The organism is Paramagnetospirillum kuznetsovii (assembly GCF_003284725.1).
In the GTDB taxonomy this organism is placed as follows: Bacteria; Pseudomonadota; Alphaproteobacteria; order Rhodospirillales; family Magnetospirillaceae; genus Phaeospirillum; species Phaeospirillum kuznetsovii.
In genome coordinates this window covers 459939-481178 of sequence record NZ_PGTO01000002.1, presented here as the reverse complement: position 1 = coordinate 481178, position 21240 = coordinate 459939, and the positions used below count along the sequence as shown (strand labels likewise).

At 63.1% G+C, this 21240-nt stretch carries 23 protein-coding genes and 1 pseudogene; 12 read left to right on the top strand and 12 right to left on the bottom strand.

Annotated elements, in window-relative coordinates; genetic code table 11:
* A pseudogene (locus tag CU669_RS04940) lies at nucleotides 1-291 on the bottom strand (hypothetical protein); the annotation flags it as partial.
* Between the two features lie 761 nt (nucleotides 292-1052).
* Here CU669_RS04940 and mamG point away from each other — a divergent pair.
* The 5 genes from mamG to CU669_RS04905 all read left to right on the top strand — a co-directional run bounded on the left by mamG (nucleotide 1053) and on the right by CU669_RS04905 (nucleotide 4058).
* Nucleotides 1053-1364 carry a magnetosome protein MamG gene (mamG, locus tag CU669_RS04925; protein WP_112142664.1) on the top strand — a complete coding sequence of 104 codons (312 nt, stop codon included), beginning with the start codon at nucleotides 1053-1055 and terminating at the stop codon, nucleotides 1362-1364.
* A gap of 14 nt (nucleotides 1365-1378) precedes the next feature.
* A complete protein-coding gene (gene mamF, locus CU669_RS04920) occupies nucleotides 1379-1714 on the top strand; it encodes a magnetosome protein MamF (RefSeq protein ID WP_112142663.1) in 336 nt (111 codons plus the stop codon).
* A 123-nt stretch (nucleotides 1715-1837) separates the two neighbouring features.
* Entirely contained in the window at nucleotides 1838-2785 is a 948-nt protein-coding gene (gene mamD, locus CU669_RS04915) for a magnetosome protein MamD (RefSeq protein ID WP_112142662.1), read from the top strand.
* A gap of 31 nt (nucleotides 2786-2816) precedes the next feature.
* On the top strand, nucleotides 2817-3191 hold the full coding sequence (mamC, locus tag CU669_RS04910) for a magnetosome protein MamC (protein WP_112142661.1): 375 nt from the start codon (nucleotides 2817-2819) through the stop codon (nucleotides 3189-3191).
* Nucleotides 3192-3872: 681 nt separating this feature from the next.
* The gene (locus CU669_RS04905) at nucleotides 3873-4058 is read left to right on the top strand and encodes a hypothetical protein (protein ID WP_112142660.1); all 186 of its coding nucleotides are present in this window, start codon (nucleotides 3873-3875) and stop codon (nucleotides 4056-4058) included.
* Nucleotides 4059-4229: 171 nt separating this feature from the next.
* Here CU669_RS04905 and CU669_RS21315 read toward each other — a convergent pair whose 3' ends face one another.
* From CU669_RS21315 to CU669_RS04890, 3 genes are all read right to left on the bottom strand, one after another.
* The gene (locus tag CU669_RS21315) at nucleotides 4230-4406 is read right to left on the bottom strand and encodes a hypothetical protein (protein WP_161539586.1); all 177 of its coding nucleotides are present in this window, start codon (nucleotides 4404-4406) and stop codon (nucleotides 4230-4232) included.
* Between the two features lie 602 nt (nucleotides 4407-5008).
* A complete protein-coding gene (locus CU669_RS04895; RefSeq protein WP_112142658.1) occupies nucleotides 5009-5413 on the bottom strand; it encodes a response regulator in 405 nt (134 codons plus the stop codon).
* A 131-nt stretch (nucleotides 5414-5544) separates the two neighbouring features.
* The gene (locus tag CU669_RS04890) at nucleotides 5545-6024 is read right to left on the bottom strand and encodes a hypothetical protein (protein WP_112142657.1); all 480 of its coding nucleotides are present in this window, start codon (nucleotides 6022-6024) and stop codon (nucleotides 5545-5547) included.
* A 171-nt stretch (nucleotides 6025-6195) separates the two neighbouring features.
* On the opposite strand from CU669_RS04890, the gene CU669_RS04885 reads away from it, so the two are divergent.
* On the top strand, nucleotides 6196-6624 hold the full coding sequence (locus CU669_RS04885; protein WP_112142656.1) for a hypothetical protein: 429 nt from the start codon (nucleotides 6196-6198) through the stop codon (nucleotides 6622-6624).
* A gap of 175 nt (nucleotides 6625-6799) precedes the next feature.
* Here the strand turns inward: CU669_RS04885 and CU669_RS04880 are convergent, their stop codons facing one another.
* Nucleotides 6800-7309, bottom strand: a complete 510-nt coding sequence (locus CU669_RS04880; RefSeq protein ID WP_112142655.1) for a GNAT family N-acetyltransferase — start codon at nucleotides 7307-7309, stop codon at nucleotides 6800-6802.
* A gap of 252 nt (nucleotides 7310-7561) precedes the next feature.
* Nucleotides 7562-7900: a cupredoxin domain-containing protein gene (locus tag CU669_RS04875; RefSeq protein ID WP_112142654.1), complete on the bottom strand. Its 339-nt coding sequence runs from the start codon at nucleotides 7898-7900 to the stop codon at nucleotides 7562-7564.
* 291 nt (nucleotides 7901-8191) lie between these two features.
* On the opposite strand from CU669_RS04875, the gene CU669_RS21310 reads away from it, so the two are divergent.
* From CU669_RS21310 to CU669_RS04855, 4 genes are all read left to right on the top strand, one after another.
* Complete coding sequence (locus CU669_RS21310) at nucleotides 8192-8422, top strand: hypothetical protein (protein ID WP_112142653.1); 231 nt, start codon at nucleotides 8192-8194, stop codon at nucleotides 8420-8422.
* A gap of 28 nt (nucleotides 8423-8450) precedes the next feature.
* Entirely contained in the window at nucleotides 8451-9506 is a 1056-nt protein-coding gene (locus tag CU669_RS04865) for a methyl-accepting chemotaxis protein (RefSeq protein ID WP_112142722.1), read from the top strand.
* A gap of 305 nt (nucleotides 9507-9811) precedes the next feature.
* Entirely contained in the window at nucleotides 9812-11572 is a 1761-nt protein-coding gene (locus CU669_RS04860) for a sensor domain-containing protein (protein ID WP_161539585.1), read from the top strand.
* A gap of 16 nt (nucleotides 11573-11588) precedes the next feature.
* On the top strand, nucleotides 11589-12341 hold the full coding sequence (locus CU669_RS04855; RefSeq protein WP_112142651.1) for a YkgJ family cysteine cluster protein: 753 nt from the start codon (nucleotides 11589-11591) through the stop codon (nucleotides 12339-12341).
* Nucleotides 12342-12369: 28 nt separating this feature from the next.
* Here the strand turns inward: CU669_RS04855 and CU669_RS04850 are convergent, their stop codons facing one another.
* The 6 genes from CU669_RS04850 to CU669_RS04825 all read right to left on the bottom strand — a co-directional run bounded on the left by CU669_RS04850 (nucleotide 12370) and on the right by CU669_RS04825 (nucleotide 19782).
* A complete protein-coding gene (locus CU669_RS04850) occupies nucleotides 12370-12924 on the bottom strand; it encodes a hypothetical protein (protein WP_112142650.1) in 555 nt (184 codons plus the stop codon).
* A complete protein-coding gene (gene dapE / locus CU669_RS04845; RefSeq protein ID WP_112142649.1) occupies nucleotides 12921-14048 on the bottom strand; it encodes a succinyl-diaminopimelate desuccinylase in 1128 nt (375 codons plus the stop codon). The genes CU669_RS04850 and dapE overlap by 4 nt, the downstream gene beginning before the upstream one ends.
* Before the next feature lie 98 nt (nucleotides 14049-14146).
* Nucleotides 14147-14989, bottom strand: a complete 843-nt coding sequence (gene dapD / locus CU669_RS04840) for a 2,3,4,5-tetrahydropyridine-2,6-dicarboxylate N-succinyltransferase (RefSeq protein ID WP_112142648.1) — start codon at nucleotides 14987-14989, stop codon at nucleotides 14147-14149.
* A gap of 75 nt (nucleotides 14990-15064) precedes the next feature.
* A complete protein-coding gene (locus tag CU669_RS04835; protein WP_205119374.1) occupies nucleotides 15065-16045 on the bottom strand; it encodes a TRAP transporter substrate-binding protein in 981 nt (326 codons plus the stop codon).
* A 69-nt stretch (nucleotides 16046-16114) separates the two neighbouring features.
* The gene (locus CU669_RS04830; RefSeq protein ID WP_112142646.1) at nucleotides 16115-17470 is read right to left on the bottom strand and encodes a tetratricopeptide repeat protein; all 1356 of its coding nucleotides are present in this window, start codon (nucleotides 17468-17470) and stop codon (nucleotides 16115-16117) included.
* Entirely contained in the window at nucleotides 17467-19782 is a 2316-nt protein-coding gene (locus CU669_RS04825) for a PAS domain S-box protein (RefSeq protein ID WP_161539584.1), read from the bottom strand. Before CU669_RS04825 ends, CU669_RS04830 begins: the two co-directional genes overlap by 4 nt.
* 343 nt (nucleotides 19783-20125) lie before the next feature.
* On the opposite strand from CU669_RS04825, the gene CU669_RS04820 reads away from it, so the two are divergent.
* Together CU669_RS04820 and CU669_RS04815 are read left to right on the top strand one after the other, a co-directional pair.
* Nucleotides 20126-20683: a class I SAM-dependent methyltransferase gene (locus CU669_RS04820; RefSeq protein ID WP_146747671.1), complete on the top strand. Its 558-nt coding sequence runs from the start codon at nucleotides 20126-20128 to the stop codon at nucleotides 20681-20683.
* Between the two features lie 34 nt (nucleotides 20684-20717).
* Nucleotides 20718-21200: an FkbM family methyltransferase gene (locus CU669_RS04815; protein WP_112142643.1), complete on the top strand. Its 483-nt coding sequence runs from the start codon at nucleotides 20718-20720 to the stop codon at nucleotides 21198-21200.
* Nucleotides 21201-21240: the final 40 nt, after the last annotated feature.

Below are 21240 nucleotides of genomic sequence, written 5' to 3'. Positions count from 1 at the left end.
GACATTGGCCGGGGCCGCCGGAGCGGCAACGGCGGCGGCGGCCTTGCCCGCGCCAGCCTTGGTCGCGGCGGTTCCGGTCTTGGCGACGGTACCGGCCTTGGCGGCGGCGCCGCGCTCGATTTCACCGGCGGCGGCGGCCTTGGCGGCCCCACCCTTGGCGGCACCAGCCTTGGCGGCACCAGCCTTGGCGGTAACGCCTTCGCGCTCCATCTCGCCCATGGCGGCGGCGGCCTTGGCTCCGGCGGGGGTTCCGGCGGGGCAAATAACTCCGTTGGCGATCTGAGCTGGCACCTCTGTTCTCCTCACAATCAAGTAGCGCGGGACCGAAAACGCCAGACCCCGTCCGACAAGTGACGTGAATAACATGAGATCCGGGCAAAGGACAACACGTTATAAGAACGAAGTCACGACAGCCGAGAAGTTGCAATCGACTATCATTTTCTTTCGACATCAGCAAAAGAGAATTATTCGCACTTCCTCGTTCTTGTCGTCTTGCAGCCGCCGCAGCCGAGCCCGCAGCCCTTGCCCCGGTAGAATCGCCGCGCCGCCCACGCCCCTACCAAAACGACCACGGCAAGCATGGCGGTCGCATCCCAAAGATCAAGCATGGCAAGCACCTCATTGCCGGGGACTTCTGACTGCCATACCGGACAAGCCACCGTCAACACCCATAAGGAACACCAAATCTCAGTGATCGGAACCGATCACTGAGGCCCTCAGGCGCCGGGCGGGTTCCTCCGGAACCCTTGGCTTCCGCCGCACGAGCGGCGCGGCCGCCTTGCGGCCGACCAAGGCCCGATGAGTCTTGTTCATCGAGCCTTGGTAGAACACCCCAACGACAAGCAAAACCGAAGCCGAGACTCCGCCCATCAAATGCACCTGCAAATCATTCTCACACAGTAACCAAAGGTGAATTGCATGGAGATCCCCGGCTTATGATCACAAGCCCCCAAGAGAAGTTGAGAAGAGCTATCAATGCATTTTCTGTTTGCTTGGGCACTTGTTTCAATTATTCTGACCGCGCTGCATACAGGAATTTGAGGATTAGCGTCATGGCCGCTCAGGTTGGAGGGCAGATTTTGGCGAGTTCCGCCGTCCCGGCAAAGGCTTCGGCCGCCGCGGGTGTCGGAATCGGGGGCGCCGCCCTTGGTGTCGGGGGCGGCATCGTCGGCTCTCCGGCCGGAACCGCCGCCATCGGCAACGCCATGTTGACCGGCAAGGGCGTCTGCCTCGGACTCGGCCTGGGGCTCGGCGCCTGGGGGCCTGTGCTTGTCGGCATCGCCGGGCTGGCGGGTGCCGCCTATCTGGTCGACAGATTGAAGAACTGCAAGGCGGAGGTTAATGCCGCCGCGGAAGCGACTTAAGAGAGGACACGACAATGGCTGAGGCAATCTTGATCGAAACCGAAAACGCCCCCTGTGGCTGCCGCTCCTATCTGATGGCGGGCCTGAGCTATCTGGGCATCCTCTGCTTCGTCCCGCTGCTGATGAGCCGGGACGACGAATATGTGTATTTCCACGCCAAGCAGGGCCTCGTCCTGTGGATGTGGAGCGTCCTGGCCATGTTCGCCTTGCATCTTCCCCTGATCGGCAAGTGGCTGTTCGGCTTCTCGTCCATGGGCGTGCTGGTTCTGTCGGTGGCCGGCCTGGCCTCGGTGGCGCTTCGCCGCACCTGGCGCCTACCGCTGATCAGCTATTTCGTCGCGCTGGTCTGATCGCAAACCGTTGGACGGGTCCGACCGGCGCCGCGGCGCCAGATCGGGTCCGTCCGCCTTGATGCCGCCATCGGCGTCAGGCGCATAGCGGCGTTCTCGCCGCCGTAAAGAAAGGCAGACACGATGCAGGACCTTCTCCTGGCCAAGGTCGAAAGCGCCATGCAGGCGTCCCAGGTTTCCGCTCTCGCCGGTCAGACCGCGACGGTGACCAAGGTGTCGGCGGCCACCAATCTCGCCACCATCACCCCCACCGCCGCCGGACAGGCGCCGATCATCGTCAAGTTGGACGCGACCCGGCAGGTGGCTGAACTGCAGGCCCTGGTCGGCAAGACCGTGATGGTCGGCAAGACTCCCACCGCCATCGGCGGCATCGGCAACTGGATCGCCCTGACCCCGGTCACCGGCGCCAAGGCCGCCGCAGCAGTCGGCGCTGGCGCGGGGCAATTGGTGATGATGAAGGTGGAAGGCACCGCCGCCGCCGTCAACCTGCCCGCCCTGGCCGGCAAGAGCTTCACCATCGCCCAGCCGCCCGTCGTCGCGGGAACCAAGGCGGCCAGCATGCTGTATCTGAACCCGGTCGGCGGCGGCGATCTGATCGCCATCAATGTCCAGAACGCCGCGACGCAGACCGGCGGCCTGGTGGGCAAGACCTTCATGGTCGCCCCCAGCCCCGTCATCGGCGGCACCACCGGCAAGTTCCTGGTTCTGAAGCCCCTGACCGCCGGAGCGGGCAAGGCCGTCGGCGGCGGCGCCATCGCCGCCAAATTCATTCCGGCCGCCGTCACCGGTACCGGCGGAGCCGCCGCCGTGGGCGCCGGGTCGACCGCGTCGCTGTTGGCCGCTGGCGCCAATACCGTCACCCCCCTCACCGCCGCCGGAACCGGCAGCGCCATGCTGTCGGCCAAGGGACTCGGCCTGGGACTCGGCCTGGGATTCGGCGCCTGGGGGCCGTTCCTTCTGGGTGCCGCCGGACTGGCCGGGGCGGCCGCGCTCTATGCCTGGGCGCGACGCCGCCATGGCGCCCCCGACCTTTCCGACGATGCGCTTTTGGCCGCGGCCGGGGAAGAGTAAGACCGACATCCAAACCACAAGGACCATCGCAATGCCCTTTCACCTAGCCCCCTATCTGGCGAAATCCGTTCCCGGCGTCGGCGTTCTCGGCGCCCTGGTCGGCGGCGCCGCCGCCCTGGCCAAGAACGTCCGCCTCCTGAAGGAAAAGCGCATCACCAATACCGAGGCAGCCATCGATACCGGCAAGGAAACCGTCGGTGCCGGGCTGGCCACCGCGTTTTCCGCGGTGGCCGCGACCGCCGTCGGCGGCGGTCTGGTCGTGTCGCTGGGCACCGCCCTGGTGGCCGGTGTCGCCGTTAAATACGCCTGGGATCGCGGCGTCGACCTGGTCGAGAAGGAACTGAACCGCGGCAAGGCCGTCGACGGCACGTCCGACGAAGACATCCTGCGGGAAGAACTGGCCTGATGAGCCCCCTCCCGGCCACGCCGCCTCGGCGGGCGTCGGCCGGGACCATCGGGGGGGACCGGCTCCCCCCCCGTGACGAGTGCGGTCAATCTGCCGAAAGCTGGATTTTCCGCAATCCCATGACGCAAAGCCGCCGATGCCGCGCCCGCGCGGCCAGATCTCACATCATGCTCTCGCAATCTGGGGCAGTTGATCGCTTGATCGATGGGTCATGTCCAGTCCGCCGATCGGCGGACGTCGACGGTTCGTGCCCTACCGATCGCGGATCTCCGTGGTCGCGGATTTAACGCAGCGTCATCAAAACCGCCCCCACGCGGTCCCATTTCCGTTCCATCCGCTTGGATGTCCATTGGACCTAGGCGAAAGCGGGGAGAGCACCCCACCAAATCGCGGGACTGTCGTCGATCGCAACAGTCTTAACGAGCGACCGCGCCGTTGCCATGGCCTTGCCTTCAGTGTTCGCCATGACGAATCATAGTATATTTACCGACTGTTTATATTTATCACGACGCATTCACATCTTGACCTAAAAGCAAATGCATACAATCAAACTCACGATTTAAAGCAAATTAATATTATCATGCGAGTTGTTCGCAACAATTGTTCTTTTCTCCCCCCCCCCGTTCGTGTAAGAAGTTGTGACGAGACCATACGGATTTCATGGATATAGGGGGGGGGCGAATGCTTGCAGGGACCAAGGCGGCGGCAATGGCGCCGATGGCTGCGAAGACAATCTCCGTTGGCATCGGCGTGACAGTCGGATGGGGCCTTTTGTCCATCTTGGCCGTCGCTGCAGTGGGCAGCGTCTATTTCGCGCGGAAATACGCAGGTCCGCTTGATGTGCCAGTCACCGATCTTGAGGCCTAGGCCGTCGCCCTTTTGCTGGTCCACGCCATGCGTGACGATGATCTAGCCGAACTCGCGGAGCAAATAGCCCAGGCATGGGCTCGCGGTAGCGGTCGATCTGAAACTCAGAGACAGACGGCCGTGGCGTCGATTTTCATGACGCTCCGCGAAATCCATGATCATGGCCATCAGCTAAATGCTGCCTTCGCGGAAAAGCCCGAGCAAAAACAACGAATGAAGCTTGTGTGCTGTCCGCATTGTGAACGGGTGATGCGGGACAATTCCGCCCTCGGTCGTCACATCAAATTCTGCACGTACAATTTGCGCAATGTTCGCATCAAATAAGCTTGAAGGATCGTCGAATTGCACGACTGCCATCCGTCCGGATTATTGCGTCATGTGGATGACGTGCGGAACCGCGTGGGTGGCCGGGACAAGCCCACGGCGGTCCGGTTTAACAGGGTGCGGAAAAACTCCGTCGTTGCCGCGAAAGCGGGAATCCATGCATCAACCATTCAATATCTTGTGGCTAAAGCCCAGTCTTGCATCAGCATGGCCCCCCCCGTCTGCACGGGGGTGACGATAAAAAGGGGGCGGGAAGGAGTTTTTCCGCCCCCTGTTACATCGGCGTGGATTCATCGAGCGCCTGAGTCTGCCTGTACGTGAAGCCGTCATTCGGTATGGGACTCGAAAGCCGATTCACCACCAAGACGCCAAGGACACCAAGAGGGCGGCGCAAACGGCCAAGCCTCACTCTCTCGTCATGGCCGGGCGTGTCCCGGCCACCCGCGCGGTTCCGCTTGAAAGCCTTATGAGCCGATAATCCAGACGGACGGGCGTGGTTGCCCGTGACAAGCACGGGCATGACGGAAGGCAAGAAACCGTGTCGCCCTCTTGGTGTCCTTGGTGTCTTGGTGGTGAATCGGCTGCGGCACGCCCTGCATCCGACACTGTGGGGAACCGCCGTCCCGTCAGTTCGCCAGAGCAGGACTCACGCCCAGAACCTTTACGAAGGCCGCATGCAGCACCTTGATGGAAAAGGGCTTCTTGATGAAGCAATTGGCCCCGGCCGCCAGAGCCATGGCCTCGGCACTGCTCCCCTCGACCCCGGTGGCCAGGATGATGGGAATGTCGGGGTCGATCCCGTCCTGCCCGGCCCGGATGCGCCGGGTGCATTCAATGCCGTCCATGCCCGGCATCATCCAATCCATGATGATTACATCGGCCCCGCCGTCCCGCAAGGCCCGCATGGCCTCGTTCCCGTCCTCCCCCTCGATGATCTCCTTCACGCCGAACTGATGCAGCAAGACCTTGATCAGCGTCCGCATCTGCGGGTTATCCTCGACGATAACGGCTCGCTTGCACCGGTGATCCATGGTCCGACTCCAGACGGTGGTTGAGAGGGCTCGTCGCGCCCCGAGTGTATCGAGAACGTATCCGAACTACATCACCTTTCTCCGTATTGGGGTGCGGGAGACCGGGACAGGCGGCATCCTAGATCCGACCATCAGCCGCTTCGGCGGTTCAGCCCCGCCCGCAGCAGCTTCGCCTCCATGGTGCGGACATCAAAGGCCACTTCATCCCCTGGCGCCATGTCCTCCATCAGAACCGGGCAGGATCGGGGCAGTTCGATGGCGGTCGGTCGAAGCTGTCCAGCCGCCTCGCGGACCTGCTGCCAGATATCGTCCAGATTCAGATGACGCCGAAAGCCCGAACGCCAGACGAGGGCCAGTTGGGACTGGGCGAAGTCCAGGCGCTGCAATTGGCCGCGATCATCATAGGCCGCCAGTTTCACCAGGGCCAGCAAGGCGCGGAACATCCATCCTGCCGCCTGATCGACCTTCACAGTCGCCCCGTCTTCGATCTCTTGCGCCAACGCCTGGGGATCGAACCCCGCCGGACAGGCGGCGACGGACAGGCGCCGGAGCATCGCCGCCTGAGCGCGGCACCATTCCACCCAATCGGCATTGCGGTCCGTGGAGGTCATTGTTCACGCCTAGCCCTTCCGAAGCACGCACGCGGCCGAACCATCCATATGCACCGGCGCGGCGCTCCTTCTGTTACCGCCCTTGGAGATCCCTTTCTCCCAGGCTACCATGGCATGGCGAAAACGCCCCGCGAATCTGATAAGACCTAATCTCGGACCCCATGTGACAGGATGGACGCGGCAGTGACCAGGAAATGCGGAACGTCGGCTTGCGACAATGCTAACTCCTGTGCTTCGGACACGGAGCGGACGCCCTCCCCTTCCGCCGCCAAGCGCGCCAAGGCCAAGACGCCTCGGCCTCGGCGCGCGCATCTTCAGGACGCCGATCCGGTGGTTACCGCGCCCGTTCCGGCCATTGAGGCCGCACCGGTCGTCGATACCGCTCCGACCGCCACGACGGCCCAGTCCGTCAAGACCGGGCTGGGCGAGATTCATTGGCAAAAGCGGGACGCAGGCATCCTGGATGGCCGCGAAAGCCTGTTTCTCAAGGTCTGGAACGCCCTTTCCTCGTTCCAGATGCCCAAGGCGCCCCTACGCCCCAAAGCGCCGAAGAAACGGCCCGAAACGGAGATTGACCCTTTTGCCGATTTGTTCGACTGACACCAAGGCCTTCAAGCGCCGGGCGGGGATCGACGCATCCCTTGTGTTATCCGAAATCGCATAGACTGAGTGCCCCGGCTTTGAACGGCTGCGCGATTCCCCTGGTCGCCCTGTCGGTCTGGTTCGCCAGATTTTCCAGCCCCTTCGTGTCCGGAAGAATTACCTCCGCATTCCCCTATTTTTTCGCCTGGACGATCAATTCGAATCGCTGCTCCGTCACCGTCTTGCCCCAGGTCTGACCGGACAGTTCCTCGGCCAAGGCGAAGCCGCGGCTTTCGTAAAGCCGACGAGCCTCGACCAATCCCTCGAAGGTCCATAACGACACCCGCGCGAAATCGGCGTCCCGGCAGAAGGCCAACGCCGTGTCCAGCAGCCGCGAGCCAAGTCCAAGCCCCCTGCAGCAGGAATCGAGAATGAACCAGCGCAAATGCGCCCCCTGGTCGCGGCCATGGCGACCGTCGATGGCGATGGCCCCCACCACTCGGCCCATGGAATCCATGGCGCACCATAACTGGCTGGGATGCTGGTGAAGTTGCTTGATGAACTCAGCCAGATCGCTGGCGACCTTGGCCTCGAAAAAGGGGCCGAAGGCCCAGCGCTGCGCGTAATAGCGCCCGTGCAGCGCGACGATATCGCCGATGGCGCCCGCGCGCCACCCCGCCGCTATGATGATGTCGTCCGCCACATCGCACCTTCGAGACGCCTGTATGCCGTCCCGAATCATGCCGCGCTCGAACGGACTTGGCTACGGCTACAGAAGCAGTAGTCCCAATAGCCAGTAGCTGCCGCCGGGCAGCACCGCGAGGAACAGGTTCTTGGAAACATCGGCCATGGTTGGTCCCTCCACTCGGGCGACACATATACCCACATACGATATGAGGGAATCATGCCCCGAGCGGAGCGGTCCTACCACTGGGCAAACGGTTAGTCGCCCCTACTACTTTGCGATAAGGACGCCCTTGGCGGTCGCTTCGTGATATTCGCCGAAGAACGGATATTCGCCGGGATCGATTCGGCCGAGAATGACGCGAATCTCGGCGCCGGGATGGACGATCTTTTCACGCTTCAGCTTGGGGCTTTCGAATTCCTCGGGCTCGGCATCCTCGTTCTTGATGACCAGGACGATCTTGGTCTTGGCGGGAACCTCCAGGCGGTCGGGAATGAACTTGTGGTCCTTGATGGTCAACCGAACCACCGTCTCGTCCGCCGCGTTGGCGGAGCCGGAAGCCACGAGCAAGCCCAGGGCGAGGAAGGCTGCGGCGCTACGTTTAAGCATCAAGAAGTCTCCTGAACTGCGAATAGGTCTTAATTGCACTAGCCAGTCTTAGCGCCTTTCTCACAAGGTGTAAATGGGTCGATTTGCCCCGGGGCGATGCCAGAGGCGGCGATAAGGACACTATCCAACACCATTTCGCCATTCCCTCGCATTCGCATTCCCGTCTCGAGAATCTGCTCATGACCACGGGAAAGGCCACTTACTCGGCCTTGGGCTCGCCGTCGGCCTGCTTGCCGCCGCTCCCATGGCCCAGGCCGTTGAATACCGCAGGAGACCACTCTTCCCTGGTGGTTGCTGACCAATTCCGAGGAAACCGGCGAGGCCTTCAGCCTGTTGGACGGTCTCTGCCTGCTCTCCTGTATGGCCGGAACGGCAACAACCGTCGGCTCCCTTTCTCTGGTGATCGAGCGGGCGATCTCTCGGTTGTTACCCATATATGAGATGCTTGAATTAGATCTATTGCACTTTCGCGACAGCCGTGCATACTTCCTGCACATTTTATGGTCACTTTTGCTGGCGTGATCACTTTTTGTGCGATTGGGTGTTGGACATGTCGGAACCGGAACGCATTCTTGAACTGACCAAGGCCGTGCACGACGTGGCCACCGACAAGATCCGGCTGATCAAGCAGGTCACCGGCACCACCCGCATTCTGTCGCTCAACGCCTTGATCGAAGCCACCCGAGCCGGCGAAGTGGGTCGCGGCTTCGCCGTGGTGGCCAACGAGGTCAAGAACGTCTCCGACAGCATCAACACCATCACCCAGGCCATGGAGGGCGAGCTTTCGAGCTCCATCGACGACCTGATGAGTGTCGGCCAGACCATGGTTCAGCAGTTGCGCGGTTCGCGCCTGACCGATCTGGCTTTGAACATGATCGAAATCATCGACCGCAATCTCTATGAGCGCTCCTGCGATGTTCGCTGGTGGGCGACGGATTCGGCGGTGGTGGACTGCCTCGCCAATGACGGCCACGAATCGGCCGCCTTTGCCTGCAAGCGGCTGGGCGTCATCCTGGATTCCTATACCGTTTATCTGGATCTGTGGATCGCCGACGCCTCGGGCCGTGTGATTGCCAATGGTCGCCCCGACCGCTACCCCCGCGCCATCGGCACCAATGTGGCGGGCGAACAGTGGTTCAAGGATGCCATGGCCAGCCGCGACGGCAGCGAATATTCCGTGGCCGACATTTCGGTCAATGCCGCCTTGAACAATTCCCTGGTCGCGACCTACGCCGCCGCCATCCGCAAGGGCGGCGAGCTCCATGGCGAGACTTTGGGGGCCTTGGGAATCTTCTTCGATTGGCAGCCCCAAGCCGACAGCGTCGTCAAGGGAGTGCGCCTTCGTCCCGACGAAAAGGCGTCCACCCGATGCCTGCTGCTGGACGGTAATTACCGGGTCATCGCATCCTCCGACGGCACCGGAATCCTGACCGAAACCGTGCCGCTGGATACCCGCCACGGTATCGCCGCGTCCTATTTGGATGATCGCGGCAGCGTGATCGGATATTCCGAAACGCCGGGCTACGAAACCTATGAAGGACTCGGCTGGTACGGCGTCATCATTCAGCGCCCACGCGACGGCGCTCCCTTGCCTTCGGCGCGCTGAGTACTCAGCCACAACTTCAAGCGAGCGGCACCTCCGGCCCATTAACCAAGGGCATGGATTGAACAGGCAAGTTCCGCCACGCACTCATGGTAGCAGGCTTAGTAATTGCCTCCGCCCATTATTCCAATATAATACCAGTGCGATATCGACACAGAGCGACACACTTTGCCACAGTGCGCGGCCTGTGTTGGGCGGGGAGTTTCCGGGCACCCGACGGTGATGTCCTTGGGGAAATTGGTAATTTTGGATATGGCTCCCCTTTATCTTTGGACCTTGCCTTCGTCGCGAATTACGAGGGTGGCGGCGTGAGCACCCGGCTGGCCCAGGTTCCGTCCATTTCCGAGCACGAGTCATGGCTGCTGCAAGTGGTCTCCGGCACGCCGGTGCCGACCTTCGTGATCGATGCCCAGCACCGAGTCACCCACTGGAACTTCGCCTGCGAGCTGATCACCGGCGTCAAGGCCGCCGATGTGGTCGGCACCACCAAGTCATGGGCGCCGTTCTACGGTGAACCGCGCCCGGTGATGGCGGACCTGATCCTGGACGGCAGCTTCGAGGCCGAGGGGGATCGCTATTACGCCGGCAAGTATCGCCGCTCGGCGGTGGTCGACGGCGCCTGGGAGGCCGAGGACTTTTTCCCCCACTTCCCCGGCGGCGGCAAGTGGCTGGCCTTCACCGCCGCCGCCCTCTACGACCATCAGGGCCGTCTGGTCGGCGCCATCGAGACCCTGCGCGACGTCACCCGCGAAAAGCAGTTCGAAGCCAAGCTGACCCACCAGGCCAGCCACGACGACTTGACCGGCCTGGCCAACCGGTCGCTGCTGACCGACCGCCTCAACCATGCGCTGACCCATGCGCGGCGTGACAGCCGATTGATGGGGGTGGTCTTCATCGACCTGGATCACTTCAAGGTGATCAACGACACGCTCGGCCATCAGGTCGGCGACGCGCTGGTGCAACAGGTGGCGCACCGCATTTCGTCCTCGGTGCGCGAGGGCGACACCGTCGCCCGGGTCGGCGGCGACGAGTTCGTCGTCATGCTGTTCGCCCCGGAAACCGAGGATGTGGTCGTCGAGATCGTCAGCCGTCTGATCGAGGAGGTCTCGCGACCGACCACGGTCGACGGCCATGAACTGGTGGTGGGATGCAGCGTCGGCATCGCCCTGTATCCCCGCGACGGCGCCGACAGTTCGACCCTGCTGATGAATGCCGACGCCGCCATGTACCGGGCCAAGGACAGCGGCCGCAATACCTTCCATTTCTTCACCCCAGAAATGAACCGCCGCGCCAATGAACGGCTGTCGCTGGAGCGTGACCTGCGCTATGCCCTGGAGCGCGATGAATTGCGGCTGCTGTTCCAGCCGCAGATCGATCTGGCATCCGGCATGGTGGTGGGCGCCGAGGCGTTGCTGCGATGGGAACACCCCCGCGAAGGCCTGATCATGCCGTCGCGCTTCATTCCCGTCGCCGAGGAATCCGGCCTGATCGTTCCCATTGGCCGTTGGGTCATCGAACAAGCCTGCCGCCTGGGCCAGGAATGGGTGGCGAAGACCGAGCGCAAGCTCAGGATCGGCGTCAATCTGTCGCCCCGACAATTCCGCGCCAAGGCTCTGGTCCAAGAAGTCGCCACCATCCTCGACCAGCATGGCGGTGGCAAGCTGAGCCTGGAATTGGAATTGACCGAGGGCACCGTCATGCACGACCCCGACGCGGCGGCCACGATCCTGAACCGGCTGAAGGACATGGGTGTTCGCCTGTCCATGGACGATTTCGGCACCGGCTATTCCAGCCTCGCCTATTTGCGCGATTTCCCCTTCGACATGATCAAGATCGACCGCTCCTTCGTGGACTCGCTGCACAGCGGGCGCGGCAGCGAGGCCATCGTGCGCGCCGTGGTCGCCCTGGCCCGCTCGTTGGACCTTGGCGTCATCGCCGAAGGAGTCGAGACCGACGCCCAGCGCCGATTCCTCCACGAGGAAGGCTGTCAGGAGATGCAGGGCTTCCTGGTCAGCCGCCCCATTTCACCCGACGCCTTCGCCGCCCTGCTGGACAAGCAGATCACTTAGGCCATACCCTGCCGCCATGTTCGCACCAACCGCCGGCTTCCTGCTCGACAGCGCCGCCCAGACCATGTCCGAAGCCTTCCCCAAGCCCACCGTCGCCGGTGTGACGGCGGCGCTTGACCGGGTCTTCGCCATGGCCGACCAGTCCTGGGACGCCACCCGATCCTCCGTGTCCTTCCGCCTCAACACGCCGCCCATGGCCTGCAAATCCGGCTGCGGCTGGTGCTGCCATCAGCAGGTGGGGATTTCCGTGGTGGAGGCCGTCCGCATCGCCGTCCACATCGCCGCCCTGCCCGCCGATGACGCCGCCACCATCACGACCAGGCTGCGGGAACTGGACGCCAAGACCAACCGCCTGACCACCTCCAAGCGGGCCAAGGCCAAGCTTCCCTGTGCCTTCCTGCAAGACGGTTCCTGCTCCATCTATACGGTCAGGCCGTTTCGCTGCCGGGGTCTGATCTCGGTGGATGTGGGATTTTGCGTCGCCAGCTTCGAGGACGAAGCCGCCGCCAGGGCCAGACTGGAAAAGGGGGAACTCCGTCCCGCCTTCCTCGGCGCCCCTCAACATGTCTATGACCAGGCGCTGAACGGGGTGTTGAAGGCCCTGCACTTCGCCAAGATCGCCGATTACGGACTGGAGCTGACGGCGGCGGTGCGTGAATTGGTGGATCAGCCCAAGCGCATGGCCGATTGGCTGAGGCAACGCGCCGCGCCCAAATCCGCCGCCCTGATCCCCGACCCCGGCGCAGATCTCAAGGGCCAGTTCCGATAGAGAGGTTGCGGGCGGGACGCCCGCAACATCACCCCAGGATCTGATCGGCCGACATCTGGATCAACGCGCCGATCAGCATGTCCAGCAGGACCAGCAGACCGGCGGTTCCCGGCTTCACCGCCAGGGCCACATGGGCGATATAGGCCTGATAGACCAGCAGCAGGATCGCCGCCATGGCGTTGAGTGGAACCAGCCCGGCATTGGGAAACAGGTAAACCACCAGCGCCACCGGCAGCAGCACCGCCATCTGGATCACCGCCGACCAGTTATAGGCGACGATGTAGCGCATATAGGTGTGCGACCGTCCCAGGCCTTCCGAAATATGGGAGACCGCCAGCGGGAAGGCGACGCAGCCCATGACATAGGCGATCAGTTCCACCAGCAGCGGCCGCGCCAATTCGTCGGAAAAGCTGCCGTCGATGGTGCGCAGCACCAGGAAGCCCGGCAGCACCAGCGCCGGGCCCCAGAACGAATGCCAGAACCCTTCCGTCGAATCGTCGAACCAGATCAGGGCGCCGGGATCACGCTTGGCCAGCTTCCACGCCCCATAGACGCCGCCGACGATCTCGCCCGTGCTGATCATGCCGACGCCAGCAGGCGATGATAGATTTGGGTCAGGGCTTCGAGATCGGCGACGGCCACGTGCTCGTCGGATTTGTGCATGCTTTGCCCGACCAGCCCGAATTCCACCACCGGGCAGTGGTTCTTGATGAAGCGGGCATCGGAGGTGCCGCCGGTGGTGGACAGTTCGGGAGTAAGGCCGGTTACCGCCGTGATGGCGTCGGCCAACCGCTGCGACAACGCCCCCGGCGGGGTCAGGAACGACTCGCCCGACACCTCGACCTTTATCTCCACCTCGCCGCCCGCATCGGCAACCACCTGCCTGATCCAGCCTTCCAGGGCTGCCCCGGAATGCATGTCGTTGAAGCGGATGTTGAACCCGGCACGGGCCTCGGCCGGAATCACATTGGTGGCCGGATTGCCCACATCCACCGTGGTCAGGGCCAGGGTGGTGGCCTGGAAGTGATCGTTGCCCTCGTCCAGCGGCGAAGCGGTCAGCCGTGACAGGATGTCGAGCAGGCGCGGAATGGGATTGTCGGCCAGATGGGGATAGGCGGAATGGCCCTGGGTTCCGAATACGGTCAGGCGGCAGTTGAGGCTGCCGCGCCGTCCGATCTTCATCATCTCGCCCAGGCGGCGGGGATTGGTGGGCTCGCCGACCACGCAGGAATCGATGGTCTCGCCCCTGGCCTTCAGCCATTCCAGAACCTTCACGGTTCCGTCCACCGCCGGGCCTTCCTCGTCGCCGGTGATCAGCAGCGAGATGGAGCCTTGCGGCTTGCCCTCGTCCAGACGGCGGGCCACGGCGGCGACGAAGCAGGCGATAGCGCCCTTCATGTCGGCGGCGCCGCGTCCGAACAGCTTGTCGCCGATCACCGCGCCGCCGAATGGTTCGACGGTCCAGCCCTTGCCGGGCGGCACCACGTCGGTGTGACCGGCGAAGCAGAAATTCGGCCCCCGATCGCCCAGGCGAGCATAGAGATTGCGGATTTCCGGCCCGCCCGTATCGAAGCGGATATCATGGCAGACGAACCCCAGCCGCCCCAAGGCCTCGGCCAGCACATCCAGCGCCCCGGCATCCTCGGGGGTGACGCTGGCACAGCGGATCAGGGATTGGGCCAAGTCTAAAGGGGTCGTAAGGTTCATTGGTCCTCTATTTCTTATCGTCATTCCCGCGAAGGCGGGGGTCCATGGTGGGGTGGGCGCATGGATTCCCGCTTTCGCGGGAATGACGACATCAAAGACTAGTCGCGCAGCAGCTCGTTGATGGAGACCTTGGAGCGGGTACGCTCGTCCACCTTCTTGACGATGACGGCGCAATACAGGCCCGGTCCGGGGGTTCCATCGGGGAAAGGCTTGCCCGGCATGGTGCCCGACACCACCACCGAATAGGCGGGAACCCGGCCCATGAAGATCTCGCCGGTCTCGCGGTCGACGATCTTGGTGGAGGCCCCGATATAGACGCCCATGGAGAGCACGGCGCCGGTTTCCACCAGCACGCCTTCGGCCACCTCGGCCCGGGCACCGATGAAGCAATTGTCCTCGATGATCACTGGACCGGCCTGCAAGGGCTCCAGCACGCCGCCGATCCCGGCGCCGCCGGAAATATGCACGTTCTTGCCGATCTGGGCGCAGGAGCCCACGGTGGCCCAGGTATCGACCATGGTGCCGGAATCCACATAGGCGCCCAGATTGACGAAGCTGGGCAGCAGCACCGCGCCCGGCGCGATATAGGCCGAGCGGCGCACCACGCAGCCGGGCAGCGCCCGGAAGCCGGCGGCGCGGAAGCGGGCGTCGTCCCAGCCCTCGAACTTCATGGGCACCTTGTCGAACCAGGCCGAGCCGTTGGCGCCGCCGGTCATCACCGCCATGTCGTTGAGGCGGAAGGACAAAAGCACCGCCTTCTTCAGCCACTGATTGACCACCCATTTGCCGTCGGTCTTCTGGGCGACGCGCAAGCGTCCACCGTCCAGCGCCTCCAGGGCGGCTTCCACCGCGTCGCGGATTTCGCCCTTGGTCTGGAGATTGACGCCGTCGCGGGCCTCCCAGGCGGCGTCGATGGTCTTTTCAAGGGCGGCGAAGCTCATGTGGGAATCCTGCTCATGCGGTCGAAAACGGGGGAGATGAACATACTCCCGGCGGCGGGGGAGTCAACTGGGCGACTACTCGACCGCCTGCACGCGGCGGACAAGATCCTTCAGGTCCGGGTCGGCGGCGAAGCGGTCGTAGAGGGGCCGCATCAGCAGCGCGAACGGCTTCTTGTCCACCTCTTCCACCATGGCGCCGCCACGAACGACCATGGTCCGGCTGCTTTCCTCCCGCTCTTGCCACCAGCGCCGCATCATGGGCACCGAATCCTGCGCCGCCTTGCGGATCATGATCTGATCCTCGGGCGACAGGCCGTCCCACACCTTCTTGGACATGGCCAGCACCTCGGGCGCCATGGTGTGCTCGGTCAGGCCGTAATACCCGGCCGTCCGGAAATGACCGGCTTCCTGATAGGAAGGAATGTTGTTCTCGGCCCCGTCCACCACGCCGGTGCTCAGGCCCACCTGCACCTGTCCGTAAGCCAGCGGCACCGGGATGGCGCCCAGCGCCTCCACCATGGCCATGAACAGCGGTGATTGCTGTACTCGAATGCGCAAGCCCGCCAAGTCGGCCGGCTGCTGTATCATCTTCTTGGCGGTGTAGAACGACCGCGCCCCGGAATCGTAATAGGCCAATCCCACCAGACCATGCCTTTCAAAGGCCTTCAGGATTTCGGCGCCCAGCGGACCGTCCATCACCTTGTGCATGTGCTGGACCGAGCGGAACAAGAAGGGCAAGGACGGGACCACCGTTTCCGGGACCAGTTCGTTGAACGGCGCCAGATTGACCCGGACCAGATCCACCGCCCCCATCTGGGCTTGGCGGATGGTTTCCTTTTCCTCGCCCAACTGGCGGGAGTGATAGACCTTCAGGGTCAATCGCCCCTGCGAACGATCGGCCAGCAGTTTGCCCATGAGCTTGAGGGCTTGAACGGTGGGATAGTCTTCCACATGGGTGTCGGCGACGCTGAGTTCACGCCCTGAAGCCAGGCCAGGCGCCAAGCCGACCAGCACCACGGCCACAAACCGCCACCACAGACCCAATCGACGCGCCAAAGTCCACCCTCCCTTGTCCGGACGCGAAACCATAACCGCATCGCGTGCCGGGCAGAAGCCATCCGAATGTCAGGTGTGGCCCAACAGATCGGCAAGAGCCTTCGCCATGGCCGCCACTGGTGTCTTGAAATCGTCGGGAGTGGGCTGGCGGAACAGACGCATGGTGGGATACCACGGCGAGGTCAGCGGCTCGTCCTGCCAGCGCCAGTCCGAGACATGGCGCAGCAGCACCCAGACCGGCCGCCCCAAAGCCCCGGCGAGGTGACCGGTGGAGGTGTCGATGGTGATGATCAGGTCCAGGCGTTCCATCACCGCGGCGGTATCGGCGAAACTGGTCAGGGCGGGGGCGCCGTCCACCACCAATCGGTCCACGCCCAGACGGGTGAGATCGGCGGTCCTCGGCCCCATCTGGAGACTGCAAAATGTTACCAAGGGGTTTTCCAACAACGGCAGCAGTTCTTCCAGTGGCCACGACCGGTCACGCGGCGTCGTCTTGCCGGCCCAGACCAACCCCACCATCAGGCGTGAGCTTTCCGGGCGGGGAATCATCAAATTGGGCCTGGGCGGCGCCTTCAGATACGGCATCCGGGCGGGAATGGTCTTGAAGGTGGTGCCCATCAGATGGGGCAGGCTGGTCATGGGGGCCCACAGATCATAGGCAGGCGGCGGCGCCCCCTTGGCGATCAGCGCCTTGACCCCGGCCAGACCGGCGAACAGTTCCGCCAGTTCTGGCATGCATTCCAGTACGATGGACGCACCGCGCTCCGCCAGCAAGGGAACATAGCGGGCGAACTGCAGGGCGTCGCCGAATCCCTGTTCGCTGGTCAACAGCACCGTCTTGCCCGCCACCTCGCCGCCGTCCCAGCGCGGCCCGGCAATATGGCGGGGCGGATTCCGAGCAAGGCGCAACCTTGCCTCATAGCCTGCAAATCCCTTGGCATAGTCGCCACGGTATAGCCGCGACAACGCCAGATCCCATTGGAATTCGGCGTTGTCGGGGTCCGAGGCGGCGATCTTTTCCAGCAAGGCCTCGGCCTCGTCATGGCGGCGCAGATCGCGCAGCACCAGCGCGAGGTTGTATTGATAGCCGATGGATTTAGGGTCCAGCTTCACCGCGCGGATCAAGGCGGTCTCCGCCTCGGCGAACCGGCCCAGGTCGCGCAGCGCATTGCCGAGATTGGACAAGGTCGCGGCATGATCGGCGTCAAGCGTCAAGGCGCGCCGATAGCAGGTCACCGCCGCCTCCGATTTGCCCTGCCTGCGCAAGATGGCGCCCAGATTGGCGTGGGCCGCGGCCCAGCCGGGAACCAATTGCACGGCGCGGGCGAAGGCTTGTTCGGCCAGATCCATCCGCCCCGCCTGCCATGCTTGGGCGCCCACCTTGAAGCAGCGCTCCGCCTCGGCCTGGATATCCCCATTGCTCATGATTCGGTCGTGGCCCCCAAAGTGAAGAAGAATGTGGTTCCCTCGCCGTGAACCGAGTCCACCCAAATTCGACCGCCATGGCGTTCGACGATTTTCTTGCAGATGGACAGTCCGATGCCGGTGCCGTCGTAATGCTCTCGGGTATGCAGTCGATGGAATATCTTGAAGATCCGGTCGAAATAAATCTGCTCGATACCGATGCCGTTATCGCTGATGGCGAAACGCCACAGACCACCGTCTTGCTCGGCGGAAATGGTCACCACCGATGGCCTGCCATGGGCCCGGAATTTCACCGCATTGCTGATCATATTCTGGAACAGCAGGAAAATCTCGTTGGCGCAGCAGACCACCTTGGGCAGGGGCATGGGACATCTGACTTCGGCGTCCGCGTCCGCGATCACGGCCCGCAGCACGCGCAGCACATTGGCCAACACCAGATCAAGGGAGGTCTCGACCGGAGGGTCTTTGATCCGCCCGACGCGGGAGAATTCCAGCAAGTCCTGCACCAGCCGGTCCATGCGGACCGCGCCTTCCTTGGCGAAGGAAATGAATTCGTGGCCGTCCTTGTCCAGACGGTCGCCATAGCGGCGCTCCACCAGGGCCATGTAACTGCTGACCATGCGCAAGGGCTCGCGCAGGTCGTGGCTTGCCACATAGGCGAACTGTTCCAGATCGGCATTGGAACGCTCCAACGCCTCGGTCCGCTCGGTGAGCGCCTGTTCGACCTGCTTGCGTTCGGAGATATCGCGCACCACCACCAGCAGCCGGTCGTTGTCGCCGCCGATGCGCGAACGGCGCATATTCACCTCGACCCAGAACAGACGTCCGTCGCTGGTCTTGGCCCGCCATTCGAACATCTGCGGCTCGCCCGCGGCGGCCTTGCCGATCCAATAGCGGGCGGCGGCATCGTCATAGGGAGGCGCGCCGTCGCTGAGTTCGCCGACATTGAGGTGAATCACCACGGCTTCATCGCGGTAACCGTACATTTCCAGCATGCGCTGGTTCACCGCCAGAATGGCGCCGCTGTCGAGATCATGGATGAAGATGGCGTCATTGATATTGTCGAAAATGGTCCGGAAGCGGGCTTCGCTGGCGGCAAGGGCGGCTTCGGCCGCCTTGGCCGCCGAGATATCGGTGATGGTGCCGATATAGCCGACGATCAGTCCGGTGGGGTCTTGCTTGGCGCGGGCCTGCCCAAGCACCCAGGTCTCGCGCCTGCCAGCGGCCACGAAGCGGTATTCGGACTGGAACATCACCCTGTCGCGAGCGGCGGTGGCCCATTCGGCGAAGATCCTGGCGCGATCATCGGGATGCAGCCCGTCGGCCCAGCCATCGCCTAGGGCGCGCTCGGCGGAGATCCCCGAGATCTTGCTCCATCGGTCATTGACGAAGATGCAATGCCCGGCGGCATCGGTCTCGAACACGCCCACCGGCGTCAGGCTGACCAGTTCGCGATAATGCCGCTCGCTGCTCTTCAGGGCATCGACCGCCATTTCCAGCTGACGGGTGCGCGATGCCACCTGACGGCGCAGCAGCCAAGCCCAGGCCGCCAACACCAGCGCCCCCAAAGCGGCCACCTCAAGCGCCAGGGTGATGGCCTCCACGTAGCGAGAATCTGGCCGGGTCAGGGCCGAGCCCATCCACTTGGTCTGGATGGCCTCGACGTCTTCCTCCGGAATTGCCGCGAAACCCTTGGCGATCAGCCGATACAGTTCGGCATCGCCCTTGCGAACCGCCCAGTGAAACTGACCCGAATAAAGCGGGGCGCTGCTGCGAAACTGCGACTCCAACCCCATCTTATAGAGAAAATAGCTGGCTGGCGGCTGATCGATGCACAAGATTCGCAGTTCATGCTTGCCTGCGGCGTCAATCATGGACTCGTAGCTTGGATAGCGGCGAAGGCTCTTGATGCCTCGGCTGTCCAGCCAGTCGATGCAGGCGTCGCCGTCCTTCACGCCGACGGTGAAGCCGCGCAGGGTCTCGGCGCCGGTGATGCCCGAAATGCTGGAGTGGAAAAAGATGGGAACGTCGATGGTGGCATAGGGCTTGGAATAGTCGTAGAGCTTCAGGCGTTCCGGCGTCTCGAACAAGGTGTCGATGACATCGGCCTCGCCCGCGTTCATGACCGCCTGGGCGCGGGCCCAATCCATGGCGAGAAGCTGGACCCGAATACCGGTCTTTCTACCCCATGCCTCCCATCTATCCTTCAGGATTCCTTGTACCGCGCCATCGCTGCCGCGGAAGATATAGGGGGGGTAGTTGTCGTCCAGGACCACCGTGATCGATGTGCGCTGCCGTGCCCAGGCGGGCAAGGCGACAACCGTCGCAACCGCCAGAATAAGCGCAAGAACCCACCGACGGCGCCAAAGGGTGCCGCCGAATAAAAATGTCCCGTCGGTCGCGTGTCCTTGCCTCATGGCCCCCGCAGCACCGGTCGTCGCGGTGAAGGGTCGCCCCCTCATCGGGTCAAGATACGCGCCGCATCTCCAATCGGCAACCGATCGTAACTCATGGGCTTGACCTTCCGCTTCGCTGCGAGAGGACGATGTGGTCGGCGGCATGAAGGCCGACCAATCTGAAAGCCATCCCTTCGGGTCACCAACCGTCAACGAAGAAATAGAGAGATTGGCACAGGCAACATAGCCTGATAGAGGTGTGCCCCATGCATCGGGCCGGGAACCTGACATGGCAGGATCTTTCAAATTGGCCTCATCCGAAGTTCTTCGCCGTGAAGTGTCGCTGCGCAATCCCTTCCGGATTGAAATGCTTCCTTGGCTGTCTCGCCTTCACAGCGCCGCATTCCGGCCGCGTCGTCGCCTGTCCAAGCGCTTCATCGGCAAGCCCGCCAAGCGATTGTTTCGGCTGCTGATGGGGTTGGGCGCGACGGCAACCGGACATTTCAGTCTGGCTCTGCCCGATGGTCCGCGCCGGATCGGGTTCAACGCTCGGAACACCCAGTTTGGGGCGCTCTACCAGCCGCAAAGTCAGCCACTGTATGAGGCAGAGACGTCGGCCTTGCTGGATTTATTGGTCGGCGACGACGATTGTTTCGTAGATATCGGCGCCAATTGGGGATGGTATTCCCTGCTTGTCGCCAGCCGTCCAGGCTTCAAGGGAAAAATCCACGCCTTTGAGCCCTTTCCCAGCACCTTCTCCGATCTGATCGGCGGTGTCCGTGGGGCCGGACTGGAATCCATGATTCGCGTGTCATGAACTGGCACTGGCTGACAGCATCGGCAGCAGCACCATGGCATTTTCCGATAGTATCCAGAGCGGTCTGGCCCGCATTGGGGAAGCAAATGGCGTTACCATTCGCCTAGCGACCCTGGACTCCCTGGACCTGCCGTCACCGGATGTGATCAAGATCGATGCCGAGGATCATGAGCTTGAGGTCTTGCATGGAGCCACCGCCACCATAGAGAGGGCGCGGCCCTACGTGGTGTTTGAGAATTGGCTCCACCGCGACCGCCCTGGATTGACGCTGGATCCGTTCCACTGGTTTTCCGACCGTGGCTATGGCTTCTACCTTGCGGGATGGGAGGCGGGAGAGCCCAGCTTCGTCGTTCAAAACCTGCCAACCGTCAAGGATGGACGCGCCACCCTCGTTCTGCTGCCCTTTCTGCCCGAGCAGCGGTTTCATCTCCCATCTCAACTGAACGTGCTGGCCGTACCGAATGATCGGCGGGATGATTTTCATGGCCGGATCACGGGCAGCCCCCCGAAAGGGTAATCCCCCCGTTCACAATGGGGTCTGCACGGTCACCGCCGCC